The sequence below is a fragment of the Caballeronia sp. GAFFF1 genome (genome assembly GCF_023630705.1).
Classification (GTDB): Bacteria; Pseudomonadota; Gammaproteobacteria; order Burkholderiales; family Burkholderiaceae; genus Caballeronia.
Window position 1 is genome coordinate 1 of record NZ_JALQEM010000003.1, and the last position, 14,476, is coordinate 14,476.

Here is a 14,476-nt window from a genome sequence, read left to right on the forward strand (position 1 = left end):
GAATCTTCGCTCGGCTTCACGTGGAAAGTCTGCTCGCTTTGCCGTGGAACGGCTGCTCGGTTTGCGTGGAATACGCACTCTCTTACGCCCGCGCCTGTATTAATCCCGCCGCCGTCTAACGACCACGCCCCGTTTCCCTCGAATGCGATTCGAGCGGCAATACGCTTTCCAACGAGTTGATTCAAGTCGACATACTCGTGAATTCGGCTGAGTTCGAAGCCTGGCGCTTCAATGGTTGAGACATCCACCTCGTAGTCGTAGAGTCGCCCGAGTTTCTCCGTGCCGCGCAGACGTGCGGCAACGAAGATCGGCATATCCATGTAGTTCGGAAACGCATCGCTGGCTACTTCCAGTGTGCGCGGCTGTGCCTGCCATTTGATCATCAGATCTGCGCTCAAAAGACCGTGCCCGTACCGTCGCGCGCGGGCCACGTAAAGACCGCGCCGCGCTGCACGGTGTGTAGAGCGGTGCGGGTGAAGGAATGCTGGCTTACGTGCCGCGTCAGATAGTGCTCGAGCGCCAACGCAAAGGTGAACGGGCTGTAACCGTCGAATGCGGCTTCGTCGAAGGTCAGCGTAAGCTCGATCCCGCGCGTGAATTCCAGATCGCCGGCCGCTCCATGGAAGTCGTTCACAGCCGAAGCACTGGCGCCGATCAGGGCGTCAAGCCGACGTTGCATCGACGGATCGCCTGCGAACACGTAAGGTTCTAGCAGCTGCCGCAGTCCTTGGCCGGGGCGCTCCGCGCCGTACTCGTCGTCGAATACGTCATGTTCTAAGGTCAATTGGCGTATTAATTTCCATGCGACGTCTCGGCCGCGCGCCAGCGGCGGCTTGGGCAATGTAGGCGCGCGTACGAAGCCTACGGTGGACACCGACTTCGCCCCATTAGCGATGAGATCGTCGACACCATTGCATTGCAGCAAGCACGGCAGATTGCCGTTCGTGAGGCTCACGTCGAGGGTCAAGTGATGTATGCCACTGTCATCCGGCATTCGGCCTGCACCGAACAACGTCAGCCAGGTGGTTGTGCGCACGAGCGACTGACGTGTGGCATACCTGCGCACATTGCTGGCGGGCTCGTCGAGTTCGCGTCGCAGCGCGAAGTAACGCTCGTGGCCGCGTTCATCGTTCGGGATCGCAGCATGAAGGGGTTCAAAGATGATCTCCTCCGAATGTTCGTTCACCTGGCCGACGGCCGAATGAAGCGAGTGCACCTCGAAGTCGTCGGGTGCCTCTGGATACGGCACCAGTCGATGTTCTCGGGCGTTTCGCTCGACATCGAGCTTCTCTGTGCGCACCTGAAACAGATTTGTTACCGGCGAGCAGAAGAGCGCGAACTGTGAGGCATCCACATCGTGCTGCAGTGCTTCGACCTCGCGAGAAAGCAATAAGACGATTTCGGCTTCGGGGCCTTCGATCTGTGCTAAGCGGCCTGCGAGGCCGGTGAGCGCGAAAAACCAGAACCGAGGCTCGAAGGCGAAAAATTCATGGGCGAGGTTGTGTCCGTGCAAGTGCTGCATGGCCGGCGGTAACAGGCTTTGCTCTGGCGCAAGCCCCTCGTAATCGACAGCCGTCTGCAGCTGGCCCTTGAAGAAGCCGTTCTGAAAGACGCCCCGGGGAGTTCCTTCGGCGAATCGGCCCGGAGCAGCTGTCACGCTGGCTAAGGTCGACGTGTGAATCAGTTCGAACAGGTAGGAGGCGATGCGCGGGTCGCCGGACAGATAGATAGGCAGCCTATCGAGACCGTTGAGGTTGCTGATCGGCAGTCCGTTGGTGGTGCGGATTCGCAGTCGCAACGCGCTGCGCACTGGAACATTGCCGAATACATACCGGTAGATATTGGGTATGTCCGGTGGAACGCCGGTTAAGCGAGCGAACGAGATGCTCAATGGATAAACCGTCACATCCTGGCTAGTGCGGAATTCACAATTCCTACTGTTTTCTCCCGAGGGGCGCGATGTCAGTGGCGTGCCACGCGGGAGCAGTTGACCCTGTATGCCCTGACCGGTCTTGTAGCCGGGCCGGAATTGCACTATGGCCATGGAGGGCAGCGGTGTGACGTAGTTCGGGTGAACGCACTCGAGCAGCCGGTGCGGCACGGCTCCTGGCATGCGGTCAATGTGTATCTGGGAACGCGCAGCGCTTGCGCTGAAGGCTTGCAGCAAGCGCTCGATGCCAGGGTCGGCGACTTCGCCTGACGTTTGGGCGCCGAGCCTGCGCCCGATCTTGGGATGCCCCTCGACGAACTCTCCGAACAACGGCCTGATGTAGTGTAGTTCGCGCTGATAGTAATTGGCGAAGTCAGGATCCATGTCCCGGCTCCTTACGATGCAATGAAAGGTGCGTCGTTTGGTGCTGATACAAACGGGAAGCGGAGACGCGAAGCAAGCGCAGAAACATGACCAGAGTAGCCCTGACGCGATAGACGCCGCCGGAAGTGGGGCGCAATCGTTCGGGCAGTTTGATGTCGTGTGCGGCGCTCGCCTATCGGAAACGACTTAAATCTCGCGGGGTAGAGGCGCGAAGCGACGACAAGTTGCGAGAAAACGTTGCGTCGCTCAGTTAGAGCTTGAGAATTGGCAGGGGATGATGGTGTTGGGCTTTGCGATCCCCTGCGGGCAAAGCGTCATTTGCTTACGTACAGTCGACTCCCTTTCGAGTTGCTCACTCCACCTCATACTCCACAAACCCCGCCTCACGCGCAAAACTCACGAGCCGCAACCCCGCCTGCTTCGCGATGGCGATGGCGAGCGACGTCGGCGCGGAAATGGTCGCGACCATCGGCACGCCGACGCGCGCCGACTTGCGCACGAGTTCATAGCTCGCGCGACTCGACAGAAACACGAAGCCTTGCGTCGTGTTCTCGCGTCGGAGCACGAGTTCTCCGATGAGCTTGTCGAGCGCGTTATGACGGCCGACGTCTTCGAACGCGTACCGCACCGCGCCGGTCTCGTCGCACCAGGCGGCGGCATGCAGGCCGCCGGTGAGCATCGTCAACCGCTGATGCGCCGGCAATTCGCGCGCCGCCCGCTCGATGGCGTCCGGCGCGACGCGCGCCAGAAAGCCGGTATCCGGCACGCGCTCCGGCTGAAGATCGAGCAAGTCGATACTCTCGATGCCGCACACGCCGCAACCGGTGCGCCCCGCGAGCGCGCGACGCTTGTCCTTCAGTGACGCGAATGCCTGCTGCACGACTTGCAGATGCACTTCGGCATGCGGCAGCGCGTCACCGTCGTCGCGGTAATACACTTCGATGTCGTGAATATCGCTGCCACGCTCGACAATGCCTTCGGTCAGCGAGAAGCCCACGGCGAACGCTTCGAGATCGCGCGGCGTGCACATCATCACCGCGTGCGAGATGCCGTTGTAGACGAGCGCGACGGGCCATTCCTGGCCGACGTTATCGTTTGCGACGGCGCTTTCTCCGCCGCGATGTCTCCGCACGCGCCGTTCGACATAGCCCGGTTGCTCTTCAGTTTCCAGTGGGTCCACCTTGTTCTCCCTACACTGCATGGTCCGGGTATGAGCATTGCTAATTGAACCTGCTGCTTGCACGGTTTCAGCCCAGTACCAAGCCCTACAATAACTTAAGCGGGCGATGGGCGCCGGCGCCCGCCCCTCACTCCAATGAGGCTACGCCATGGGACTTTACGATACCGCACGTCTCTTCGGGTTCGAGGTCGAATCCTCGGACAATCTGCGCTTCATTCCGCTCTCGGTACGCTTCAATCTCGACCGCTTCGGCATGCGCATCACGCTCGATCAGTGGCAGATGCTTCCGTATGACGATCGCGTGCTGCTCGCGCGCTTTCCGGTTGAAGACGATATCGAACTAGAGAAGAACTTCGATCTCGCGCTCGAAGAAATGCTGAAGACGCATGCGAATGCCGCGCCGGAAAAAATCGAGCGCGACGCCGATCCGGTCTGGGCACATGCCGACGCCGTGCCCGAAGCCGTCATCCGCCAGAGCAGCCTCGCGGGCCTGAGCGCGCCGAGCCTTTCGCGATGGGCCGCGCTCGACCGCTTTCAGCGTTACGCGCTCGCCAAGCTTTCGCGCAACACCGACAAACTCAATCACGACTTCCTGCCCGCCATGCGCGAATTCGGTCTCGCCGAATAGTGCGCGCGGCATGATCGACTAAACGATCGCGAATTTTCGCGGGTAGCCCTCAAGCCCGCCCGAAAGCTGCCGTTATCCGCGTTATCCATCAATCGCGGTGCGAGCCTGCCGGTTCGCGCCGCGCTTTTGCGTGGGCGCGCGCCGGGGCATGACGCTCGCGGCGCGGCCACCGCAACAAAGGAACCGCTTGCCGCTCATGACTCGTTTCCTCTCCGGGCGATTCCTCGTGAACGTCGCCGTCGTGCTGGCCGCGCTCGGCGCGAACGCATTCGTCGCGTGTCAGCGAATCGTCGATCTGCGCGCGACCAACGCGAGCACGCTCCGCTCGATGAGTCTTCTGCGCGACCTCGCCGCGTATCGCGGGGCGCTTGGCGAGGCGCTCACGCAACTGAGCCGGTTCGAGGCGACGGGCATCGCCGAGCCGGCCGCGCAGCATGAAGCGCGCGAGAAGCATCTCGACGCGCTGGAAAGCGGGCTGCGCGCGCAGTTTGCGATGCAACCCGGCGCAGGCGACGCCTTCGATGCGCTCGCCGCGCGCGCGGCCGCCATGCGCTCGGACGCGATTCTGGCCGACGAGCGCACGCGCCGCGCAAGCGCCGATGAATCGCGCGCCTGGGCCGACACCGCGTTCGTGCTGCTCTCCGAAGACCAGCAGGCGCTCGACGATGCACTTGCCGCGCTGCGAGACCGCATCGACACGGCGACCACGGCGGCGCTCGACCGCTCCGCGCAGGCATCGGGCGGCGCGATGCTGCTGCTCGCATTCACGATGCTGCTCGGCAGCGGCGCGCTCATCATGCTCTTCGTGACTCACGAGCGTTCGGCGCGCGAGAAGATCGGCGTCGCGCGGGCGAAGCATCGCAGCAACGAACGCTTTCGCAGCCTGTTCGAGGCGCATCCGGTCCCGATGTGGATCGTCGATCGCGACACCATGCGCTTCGTCGCCGTGAATCCGGCGGCGCGCGAGCATTACGGCTACTCCGAAGCCGAGTTCATGGAGATGACGCTGCGCGAGCTGCACGTCGCCGACGACTTCGACCGTTTCGCCGCGCGGCTCGCGCGCAGCGAAGGCGAGACGGGCGAAGCCGGCGAGCGCGCGACGCGCGGCCAGCGGTCGGGCGGCGTGTGGCGTTACCGGCGTCGCGATGGCGCGACGATCAGCGCGGACGTCTCGCATCACGCGCTCACGTATTCGAACCGGCCGGGCCTCTTCATGCTGGCGAACGACGTGACCGACCGCATCAACGCGGAAGCCGAGGCGCGCCGCTCGAACGAGATGCTCGAAACGATCATCGACAACATTCCGCAGCGCGTGTTCTGGAAGGACCGCGATCTGCGCTATCTCGGCTGCAACAACGCGTTCGCGCGAGACGCGGGGCTCGCGTATAACGAACAGATCATCGGCAAGACGGATTACGAACTGCCGTGGAGCGCCGCCGCCGACATGATCCGCGCCGACGATCAGGAAGTGGTTCTGACCACCGTGCCGAAGATGCACCATGAGCACGACGTGCTCGTCGGCGACACGCTGCATACGGTCGTCATCAGCAAGCTGCCGCTGATGGACGGCGAAGGCGAGACGATCGGCGTGCTCGGCTCCTATCACGACGTGACCGACCGCAAGCGCGCCGAACTCGCGCTGCGTCTGCAAAGCCGCGCGCTGGATGCGAGCGTGAACGCCATTCTGATCACCGGCGTCGTGAACGGCGCGCACGTGATCGAATATGCGAATCCGGCGTTCAAGCGCATCACGGGCTACGAGCCGAGCGAAGTCATCGGCCGCGATTGCAGCTTCCTGTATGGCCCGGACGGCGAGCAGGAAGGGCTCACGTCGATTCGCCGCGCGCTCGCCGTCAACGCGGAAGCGAGCGTCGTGCTGCGCAACTATCGCAAGGACGGCGGGCTTTTCTGGAATCAGTTGTTCGTCGCGCCCGTGCCCAACGCGCAAGGGCACACGACGCATCACATCGGCATCATCAACGACGTGACCGACCTGATGAACTATCAGGAACAGCTGGAATACCAGGCAAATTTCGACACGCTCACGCGCCTGCCCAATCGCAACCTGCTGCGCGACCGCCTGCAACATGCGATCGATGAGGCGCGGCGGCGCAACTCACAGATTGCGGTCGTGTTCATGGACCTCGACGGCTTCAAGAACGTGAACGACAGCCTGGGACACAGCGTCGGCGACAGGCTGCTCGCGGTAATCGGCGAGCGGCTCGCGCGCTCGGCGCGTTCCGGCGATACGGTGGCGCGTCATGGCGGCGACGAGTTCGTGATCGTGCTGCCGGATCTGGCCGACGAAGCCGCGCTCACTGCGTGGATGGAGCGCACGCGCGCGACGATCTCCGAGCCCATATGGCTCGACGAAACCGAGCTCTACGTCGGTTGCAGCATGGGCGCGAGCGTCTTCCCGCAAGACGGCGACGACGCAGAAACCGTGCTGAAGAAAGCCGATCTCGCGATGTATCGCGCGAAGGACATGGGCCGCAACACGTACCAGTTCTATCAGCCGGAGATGAACGCCAGCGTCGGCGCGCGGCTGGATATGGAGCGGCGTCTGCGGCGCGGGCTGCGCGACGGCGAATTCCTGCTGCACTATCAGCCGCAAGTCGATATGGCGACGGGCGCGATCGTCGGCATCGAGGCGCTGGTGCGCTGGCGCGATCCGGAGCAAGGGCTCGTGTCGCCGGCAGCGTTTATTCCCGTCGCGGAAGAGTGCGGGCTGATCGGGCCGCTGTCGGAATGGGTCTTGCGCGAGGCGTGCCGTCAGAACAAGGCGTGGCAGGACGCGGGGCTGCCGCCTGCGCGGGTTTCGGTGAATCTGTCCGCGCGGCATTTCCAGCAGCGCGATATCGCGACGCTCGTCACGTCCGTGCTCGCGGAAACCGGGCTCGCGCCGCGTTATCTGGAACTCGAACTGACCGAAAGCGCGATCATGCGCAACGCCGAAGACGCCGTGATGATGCTCTCCGAGCTATCGGCGCTCGGCATCGGCATTGCCATCGACGACTTCGGCACCGGTTATTCGAGCCTGTCGTATCTCAAGCGGTTTCCGGTGCATCGGCTCAAGATCGACCGGTCTTTCGTCGCGGATATCGGCTCGTCGGGCGACGACGAAACGATTACGTCCGCGATCATCGCGCTCGCGCATTCGCTGGAACTTCAGGTGATCGCGGAAGGCGTCGAAACGCCGGCGCAGCACGAATTCCTGCGCGAGCGTGATTGCGACGAAATGCAGGGCTTTCTGTTCTCGCGTCCGATGCCGCAGGAAGCCATTCCCGGCTTGCTGCGGCACGGCGTGCTGGCGAACTGAGCCCGTTCAGTCGAGCGGGGGCAGGGCGCGCGGGCGGCGGTCGTGGTCGGTGGCGACATAGGTGAGCGTCGCTTCCGTCACCTTGACGACTTCTTCCGCGAGACTCATGCGCTGCGCGAAGACTTCGACGGAAACGGTGATCGACGTATTGCCGGTCTTCACGATATCCGCGTAAAAGCTCAGCAGATCCCCGACGAATACCGGCTGCTTGAAGAGAAACGAATTCACCGCGATGGTCGCGACGCGGCCGTTCGCGCGCCGGCTCGCCGGGATGGAGCCCGCGATGTCGACTTGCGCCATGATCCAGCCGCCGAAGACGTCGCCGTGCACGTTCGCGTCGGCAGGTTGCGGCACCACGCGCAGCGCGACGGGTTTCTGAGGTAGCTTGGAATCTTGCGGCATGAGAGGGTCCCGGTTGACGTCGTCGTTCCGTGCAGAAGGTGGCCGCGAGCGTGGCCGTGATCCTTCTGCGACAATGCATGAGTTATAAGGATAGGCCGCGCCTTGGGCGCTCCGGCCTTCGGCAAATTGTACGGGATGCACGCGCCCGCGTGCGCCCGCTCAAAGACTAGCAAAAGGCGTCCCCGCGCCGCGCGCGACGCGCCTTATCCACTCCAATACATGCGCCGCTATTCCAACACCGAGCCCGGTCCGGCCGCACAAGGTCCGCGCAACGACTGGCAGACGATCCGCTCGCTGCTGCCTTATCTCACCACTTACAAATGGCGCGTCGCGTTCGCGCTGACGTGCCTGATCGGCGCGAAGGTCGCGAATCTCGGCGTGCCGATCGTGATGAAGCGCATCGTCGATGGTCTCGCCTCGGTGCAGCATCTCACCGCGCTCGGCCGCGCGCACGACGCGCCGGGCATCGTGCTCATCGGCGGAATCGGGCTGCTCGTGATCGCGTATGCGGGCGTGCGGCTGTCGACTTCGCTCTTCACGGAACTGCGCGAACTGCTCTTCGCCAAAGTGACCGAAAGCGCCGTGCGGCAACTCGCGCTGAAGGTGTTTCGCCATCTGCATTCGCTGTCGCTGCGGTTTCATCTGGAGCGGCAGACGGGCGGCATGTCGCGCGACATCGAGCGCGGCACGCGCGGCATTCAGCAACTCGTCTCGTATTCGCTGTACAGCATCTTGCCGACGCTCGTGGAAGTCGGGCTCGTGCTCGCGTTCTTCGTGACGAAGTACGAGGCGTATTACGCGATCGTCACGTTCATCGCGCTCTGCACGTATATCGCGTTCACCGTGAAGGTGACGGAGTGGCGCACGCACTATCGACGCACGATGAACGAGCTGGATTCGAAGGCCAATTCGCGCGCTATCGATTCGCTGCTCAACTACGAGACGGTGAAGTACTTCGGCAACGAAGAATGGGAAACGCGCCGCTACGACGAGAATTTGCAGCGTTACCGCGCGGCTGCGATCAAATCGCAACGGTCGCTCTCCATGCTCAACTTCGGGCAGCAGACGATTATCGGCCTCGGGCTCGTGTTCATTCTCTGGCGCGCGACGCAGGGCGTGATGGCGGGGCGCCTCACGCTCGGCGATCTCGTGCTGATCAACACGTTCATGTTGCAGCTTTATATTCCGCTGAATTTCCTCGGCGTGGTGTATCGCGAGTTGAAGCAGGCGCTGACCGACATGGACCGCATGTTCACGCTGCTCGGCGCGGGGCGCGAAGTGCCGGATGCGCCGAATGCGCCGCCGCTCAAAGTGACAGGCGGCGAGGTGCGCTTCGAGAACGTGAGCTTCGCGTATGAGGCCGCGCGGCAGATTCTGCATAACGTCGATTTCACCATCGCGGCGGGCACGACGACCGCTGTCGTCGGCCACAGCGGCTCGGGCAAATCCACGCTCGGGCGGCTGCTCTTTCGCTTCTACGACCTGGACCGCGCGACCGGCGGGCGCATTGTCATCGACGGGCAGGACATTCGCGATGTGACGCAGGATTCGCTGCGCGCGTCCATCGGCATCGTGCCGCAGGACACCGTGCTCTTCAACGATTCGATCTACTACAACATCGCGTATGGACAGCCTTCCGCGAGCCGCGAAGAAGTGATGGCGGCCGCGCGCGCCGCGCATATCCACGACTTCATCGAGGCGTTGCCGGCGGGTTACGACACGACGGTCGGCGAGCGCGGTCTGAAGCTGTCGGGCGGCGAGAAGCAGCGCGTGGCAATTGCCCGCACGCTTTTGAAGAACCCGCCGATCCTTATTTTCGACGAAGCGACGTCCGCGCTGGATTCGAAGTCCGAACGCGCCATTCAGCGAGAACTCGATTCCATCGCCCGCGAGCGGACGACGCTCATCATCGCGCACCGGCTCTCGACGGTCGTGCATGCGGAGCAGATCATCGTGATGGATCATGGACGCGTGGTCGAGCGCGGCACGCACGCGGAGTTGCTTCGAGCGGGCGGACTCTTTGCGCAGATGTGGGCGTTGCAGCAGCAGCGGACGGTCGAGCCTGTGGTCGAGCGGGACGACGCGGCGAAGGTTTGAGCAAAAATTGTGAAAGTCGCGGTCGCCTAGGCCGCGACTAGCCGAAGCTGATATATATTCTCGCGGAATTGATTAGTCGTGCGTACCGTAACGTCGGGGCCACGAGAACTGCGAGGAAAGCATGGAAAGTTTAACCATCTGGCACTGGCTGATCGTCTTCTTTTGTTTCCTGACGATCTACCCGTACGTCCGTATCGTGAAGCGCACCGGACATTCCGGCTGGTGGGTGCTCACCGGACTGCTGCCTATCGTGAATTTCGTCATGCTGTGGGTCTTCGCGTTCGCACGCTGGCCGGCAATCGAGAGCGATCGCCGGCCTTGATCTGCGAATGCGGCATCACTCCATCGCGTGCGCGCCGTTGATCGCGAGGGCGTCGTGCCCTTGCGACGACGTGGCCGACCACCGCAGCCATTGCGAACGCAGCACGAAGAGCGCGCCGAAAGCGCACGTCGCGAGCACGCCGAACGTCGCGAAGCCCATCTGATAACTGCCGGTGCTTTCCTTCGCAATGCCCATGATCACCGGCAGATAGAAGCCGCCGATGCCGCCCGCCGCGCCGACGATACCCGACAGCAGCCCTGTCTTTCCCTTCCAGCGATGCGGCACGAGCTGGAACGTCGAGCCGTTGCCGAGCCCGAACGCGAGATACAGGCAGACGAGCAGGCCGAGCCCGCCCGCGACCGGCGGCATCCAGATCGCGAACGCGAAATCGGCTGCGGCGATTACTGCGAGCAGGACGAGCAGCGCGCGCACACCAGTCACGCGATCTGCGACATAGCCGCCGAACGGCCGCACGATTGCACCGAGAAACGCGAGCAGCGACATGACGAGCCCGGCTTCGAGCTTCGGCATCTGATAGAGCGATGTCAGCAGCAGCGTCACATACGACGACATGCCGACGAAGCCGCCGAACGTGATGCTGTAGATGAGCATGATGACCCACGTATCGCGTTCGCCCAGCACCGAACGATAGCGGCGCGGCAGCACGGCAATCGCGATAAGCGCGCCGAGCACCGGCAGCAGCAGGACGCCCGTGCGTCCCGCGCCGAATACGCCGCCGTGTACCGCGAGCACGAGCACGACGAGGCTCACGAGCGTCACCGCGAAGCTGGCGAGCGCGCGCATCGTGCTGCCGGTTTTTTCGCCCGCATCCGACGCCCATGCGAACAGCGCGGCAGCCGTGATCGCGAGCAGCGGCAGCGCGGCGGCGGTCGATACCTTCCAGCCGAAAGCATCGGCCAGATGCGGGAACAGGAAGCCGTCGAGCACCGCGCCGATGTTGCCAGCGGCGGCGAGACCTAGCACGAGCCCCTGCACCTTCGGCGGATAGTTGCTGCCGGCCATCGGCAACGCGACGGCGAAGCTCGCGCCGCCCATGCCGAGGAACACGCCGAGCACGAGCAAGAGCGCATACGACGGCACGCCGGGAACGAGCGGCAGCACGATCGACGGAATCGACGAGAGCAGCACGCCCATGAGCGCGACGCGGCGGCCATCGGTCGATTGATACAGATTGCCGAGCGTCACGCGCAGGATCGCGGCGGCCAGCACCGGCACCGCGACGAGAAAGCCCTGTTGCGCCGCCGACATCGTGATGTCGCGCCCGATGAACGGCGCAAGCGGCCCGTACAACACCCAGACGGTGAAGCCCGTATCGAAGTAGAGGAAGCAGGCGAGAAGCGAGCGCCAGTTGCCGCTCTTGAGCGATGCAATAAGATTGGACATGAGTGTTCCGGGTGTGGCGCTGTCGCGCTTTTGGCGTGGTGTTCACGGCGGCCCGGATTTTCGCAAGCATCATGCCAATTTGCGTCGATGCGACGCGCCTCAATGCAGGCGCGGCTCGGCACGGGCAGAACAAGCGAGCGCGCCAAGACAGAAGCCGCACCTCGCCCGTGCGGCATGCGTGCGCGTGGTGCGGCAGGCCTCGGCTTGAATCATCGGACGCGGCCGCGCCCGCTAAAATGCCTGCTTCCCGCATCCGGCGCGGCACGGCGCGACTCCAGCATGGAACTCAAATGGCTCGAAGACTTCGTTTCGCTCGCGGAGACGCGCAGCTTCAGCCGCTCGGCCGAGCTTCGCCATATCACGCAGCCTGCGTTCTCGCGGCGCATCCAGGCGCTCGAAGCATGGCTCGGCACTGAACTGATCGACCGTTCCGTCTATCCGACGCGGCTCACGCAAGCCGGACAGGTGTTCTACGAGCAGGCGCTCGCGATGCTCTCGCAGTTCCACGAAGCGCGCACGCTGTTGCGCGGGCAGGGCGGTGCGCCCGCGGCGACCATCGAATTCGCGGTGCCGCACACGCTCTCGCTCACCTACTTTCCGCGCTGGCTCCAGCATATCGAGGCGCGGCTCGGACGCATCCGCACGAGGCTGCGCGCGCTCAACGTGCATGACGCGGTGCTCTCGCTCGTCGAAGGCGGCTGCGATCTCGTGATGGGCTATCACCATCCAAGCCATCCGGTCGCGCTCGATCCCGCCCGCTATGACATGCTGACGCTCGGCCTCGAACCGATCAGCCCGTTCTCCGCGCCGAACAAGGCCGGACGCGCGCGCTACACGCTGCCTGCCAGCGCCGATGCGCCCGTGCCTTATCTCTCGTACACGCCCAACGCTTACCTCGGCCGCATGACCGAAGTCATCATCGCGACGGCGCCCGCGCGCCTGCATCTGGACAAAGTGTATGAAACGGATATGGCGGAAGGCCTCAAGGCGATGGCGCTCGCAGGCCACGGCGTCGCGTTCCTGCCGCATAGCGCAGTGGAGGATGCGGTCGAGGAAGGGCGGCTCATTCGGCTGGACCGCGGAACGCGCGGGACGCCCGCCGGTCAGTTCACGTTGACGATGGAAATTCGCCTCTATCGCGACAAGATGGCTTCGCAAGGCGACGATCCGCGCCAGGCGCTCGTCCGTGCGCTATGGGACGCAGTCGGTGAAGAACTGCTGAAGGCATCGACGGAAACGCCCGCCGCGTAAGGCTTTAGGAGGTTATGCAAGAAACGCATGATCGGATAAGGAAACGGCATTGGATTTGGAAACGCCGTTTTTCGACAATTGACGTATTCCACAAACCGCTGGAGCATCAATGTCCTCTCCGAAGCTTGACCATGCCATTCCCTCGTATTTGCACGCCGACGATCTCGGCCCGTGGGGGAACTATCTGCGGCAGGTCGATCGCGTGGCGCCGTATCTCGGCTCCCTTTCACGCTGGGTCGAAACCCTCAAGCGGCCGAAGCGCATTCTGATCGTCGATTGCCCGATCGAGCTGGATAACGGCACGGTCGCGCACTTCGAAGGCTATCGCGTGCAGCACAACACGTCGCGTGGTCCCGGCAAGGGCGGCGTGCGGTATCACCAGGACGTGACGCTTTCCGAAGTCATGGCGCTGTCCGCGTGGATGTCGGTGAAGAACGCGGCGGTGAACGTGCCGTACGGCGGCGCGAAGGGCGGCATCCGCGTCGATCCGCGCACGCTGTCGCGCGGGGAACTGGAGCGCGTGACGCGCCGCTATACGAGCGAAATCGGCATCATCATCGGGCCGAACACGGACATCCCCGCGCCGGACGTGAACACGAACGAACAGATCATGGCGTGGATGATGGACACCTACTCCATGAACCAGGGCCAGACGGCAACCGGCGTCGTGACCGGCAAGCCCATTTCGCTCGGCGGCTCGCTCGGCCGCAAGGAAGCGACGGGACGCGGCGTGTTCGTCGTCGGCACGGAAGCGGCGCGGCGAGTCGGGCTGGAGATCGAAGGCGCGCGCATCGCGGTGCAGGGCTTCGGCAACGTCGGCGGAATCGCGGCGCGTCTCTTCGAAGAAGCGGGCGCGCGCGTGATCGCGGTGCAGGATCACACCGGCACGCTCTATAACTCGAAAGGCATCGATACGGTGGCGCTCGCCGAGCACGTCGCGCAGAACGGCGGCGTGGGCGGTTTCTCGGGCGCGGACCCGGTGTCGAAGGACGAGTTCTGGACCATCGAAAGCGACATCCTGATCCCGGCCGCGCTCGAAGGGCAGATTACCGAGCAGAACGCGCCGAAGATCAAGACGAAGATCATCGTCGAAGGCGCGAACGGCCCGACCACGACCGCGGCCGACGACATCCTCCACGACAAGGGCGTGCTCGTGATTCCGGACGTGGTGGCGAACGCGGGCGGCGTGACCGTTTCCTACTTCGAGTGGGTGCAGGACTTCTCCAGCTTCTTCTGGACCGAAGACGAGATCAATCAGCGCCTCGAGCGCGTGATGCGCGAAGCGTTCGCGGCGGTCTGGCAAGTGGCGAGCGAGCAGCAGGTTTCGGTGCGCACGGCGGCGTTCATCGTCGCGTGTACGCGCATTTTGATGGCGCGCGAAATGCGCGGCCTGTACCCCTGATCGCATGCAAAAGCGCGTTCATCGTAAGCGCGGCGAGGGGGGGGGGGGGGGGGGGCCCCCCCCCCCCCCCCCCACGCGGGGGGGGGGGGGGGGGCGCGCCCCCCGAGATTTATTATTTTTTAATTTTTATTTGTGCCGCCGGCGCGGGGTGGTGGGG

10 protein-coding genes and 1 pseudogene are annotated in these 14,476 nt (G+C 63.7%); 6 read left to right on the forward strand and 5 right to left on the reverse strand.

What is annotated here, in order from left to right:
- The 3 genes and pseudogenes from NCR37_RS01715 to fdhD form a co-directional block, all read right to left on the reverse strand.
- Positions 1–383, reverse strand: a pseudogene (locus NCR37_RS01715) (hypothetical protein); the annotation flags it as partial.
- Between the two features lie 11 nt (positions 384–394).
- Positions 395–2,314, reverse strand: a complete 1,920-nt coding sequence (gene tssF, locus NCR37_RS01720; RefSeq protein ID WP_250471239.1) for a type VI secretion system baseplate subunit TssF — start codon at positions 2,312–2,314, stop codon at positions 395–397.
- A gap of 352 nt (positions 2,315–2,666) precedes the next feature.
- A complete protein-coding gene (gene fdhD / locus NCR37_RS01725) occupies positions 2,667–3,494 on the reverse strand; it encodes a formate dehydrogenase accessory sulfurtransferase FdhD (protein WP_250471240.1) in 828 nt (275 codons plus the stop codon).
- Positions 3,495–3,642: 148 nt separating this feature from the next.
- Between fdhD and NCR37_RS01730 the strand changes: the two genes are divergently transcribed.
- Both NCR37_RS01730 and NCR37_RS01735 read left to right on the forward strand, forming a co-directional pair.
- Positions 3,643–4,122, forward strand: a complete 480-nt coding sequence (locus tag NCR37_RS01730) for a nitrate reductase associated protein (protein WP_206467491.1) — start codon at positions 3,643–3,645, stop codon at positions 4,120–4,122.
- Between the two features lie 196 nt (positions 4,123–4,318).
- Positions 4,319–7,441, forward strand: coding sequence for a sensor domain-containing protein (locus NCR37_RS01735; RefSeq protein WP_250471241.1), 3,123 nt, complete (start codon positions 4,319–4,321; stop codon positions 7,439–7,441).
- Between the two features lie 6 nt (positions 7,442–7,447).
- Here NCR37_RS01735 and NCR37_RS01740 read toward each other — a convergent pair whose 3' ends face one another.
- Positions 7,448–7,843 carry an acyl-CoA thioesterase gene (locus NCR37_RS01740; RefSeq protein ID WP_248321154.1) on the reverse strand — a complete coding sequence of 132 codons (396 nt, stop codon included), beginning with the start codon at positions 7,841–7,843 and terminating at the stop codon, positions 7,448–7,450.
- Positions 7,844–8,062: 219 nt separating this feature from the next.
- Here NCR37_RS01740 and NCR37_RS01745 point away from each other — a divergent pair, with 219 nt between their 5' ends.
- Positions 8,063–9,940: an ABCB family ABC transporter ATP-binding protein/permease gene (locus tag NCR37_RS01745; protein WP_250471242.1), complete on the forward strand. Its 1,878-nt coding sequence runs from the start codon at positions 8,063–8,065 to the stop codon at positions 9,938–9,940.
- Between the two features lie 121 nt (positions 9,941–10,061).
- On the forward strand, positions 10,062–10,262 hold the full coding sequence (locus NCR37_RS01750; protein WP_250471243.1) for a DUF805 domain-containing protein: 201 nt from the start codon (positions 10,062–10,064) through the stop codon (positions 10,260–10,262).
- Between the two features lie 15 nt (positions 10,263–10,277).
- On the opposite strand, the gene NCR37_RS01755 is transcribed toward NCR37_RS01750, so the two are convergent.
- On the reverse strand, positions 10,278–11,666 hold the full coding sequence (locus tag NCR37_RS01755) for an MFS transporter (protein ID WP_250471244.1): 1,389 nt from the start codon (positions 11,664–11,666) through the stop codon (positions 10,278–10,280).
- 279 nt (positions 11,667–11,945) lie between these two features.
- Here NCR37_RS01755 and NCR37_RS01760 point away from each other — a divergent pair, with 279 nt between their 5' ends.
- Together NCR37_RS01760 and NCR37_RS01765 are read left to right on the forward strand one after the other, a co-directional pair.
- Positions 11,946–12,917 (forward strand): LysR substrate-binding domain-containing protein, encoded by a 972-nt coding sequence (locus NCR37_RS01760; protein ID WP_250471245.1) that lies wholly within the window; start codon positions 11,946–11,948, stop codon positions 12,915–12,917.
- Between the two features lie 109 nt (positions 12,918–13,026).
- Positions 13,027–14,319 carry a Glu/Leu/Phe/Val family dehydrogenase gene (locus NCR37_RS01765; RefSeq protein ID WP_250471246.1) on the forward strand — a complete coding sequence of 431 codons (1,293 nt, stop codon included), beginning with the start codon at positions 13,027–13,029 and terminating at the stop codon, positions 14,317–14,319.
- Positions 14,320–14,476 lie beyond the last annotated feature (157 nt).

Bases quoted from the DNA above. Each gene is read 5' to 3' on its own strand.
- tssF (WP_250471239.1), bottom strand. From the start codon at position 2,314: ATGGATCCTGACTTCGCCAATTACTATCAGCGCGAACTACACTACATC.
- NCR37_RS01760 (WP_250471245.1), top strand. From the start codon at position 11,946: ATGGAACTCAAATGGCTCGAAGACTTCGTTTCGCTCGCGGAGACGCGC.
- NCR37_RS01755 (WP_250471244.1), bottom strand. From the start codon at position 11,666: ATGTCCAATCTTATTGCATCGCTCAAGAGCGGCAACTGGCGCTCGCTT.
- NCR37_RS01765 (WP_250471246.1), top strand. From the start codon at position 13,027: ATGTCCTCTCCGAAGCTTGACCATGCCATTCCCTCGTATTTGCACGCC.
- NCR37_RS01740 (WP_248321154.1), bottom strand. From the start codon at position 7,843: ATGCCGCAAGATTCCAAGCTACCTCAGAAACCCGTCGCGCTGCGCGTG.
- NCR37_RS01750 (WP_250471243.1), top strand. From the start codon at position 10,062: ATGGAAAGTTTAACCATCTGGCACTGGCTGATCGTCTTCTTTTGTTTC.
- NCR37_RS01735 (WP_250471241.1), top strand. From the start codon at position 4,319: ATGACTCGTTTCCTCTCCGGGCGATTCCTCGTGAACGTCGCCGTCGTG.
- NCR37_RS01730 (WP_206467491.1), top strand. From the start codon at position 3,643: ATGGGACTTTACGATACCGCACGTCTCTTCGGGTTCGAGGTCGAATCC.
- NCR37_RS01745 (WP_250471242.1), top strand. From the start codon at position 8,063: ATGCGCCGCTATTCCAACACCGAGCCCGGTCCGGCCGCACAAGGTCCG.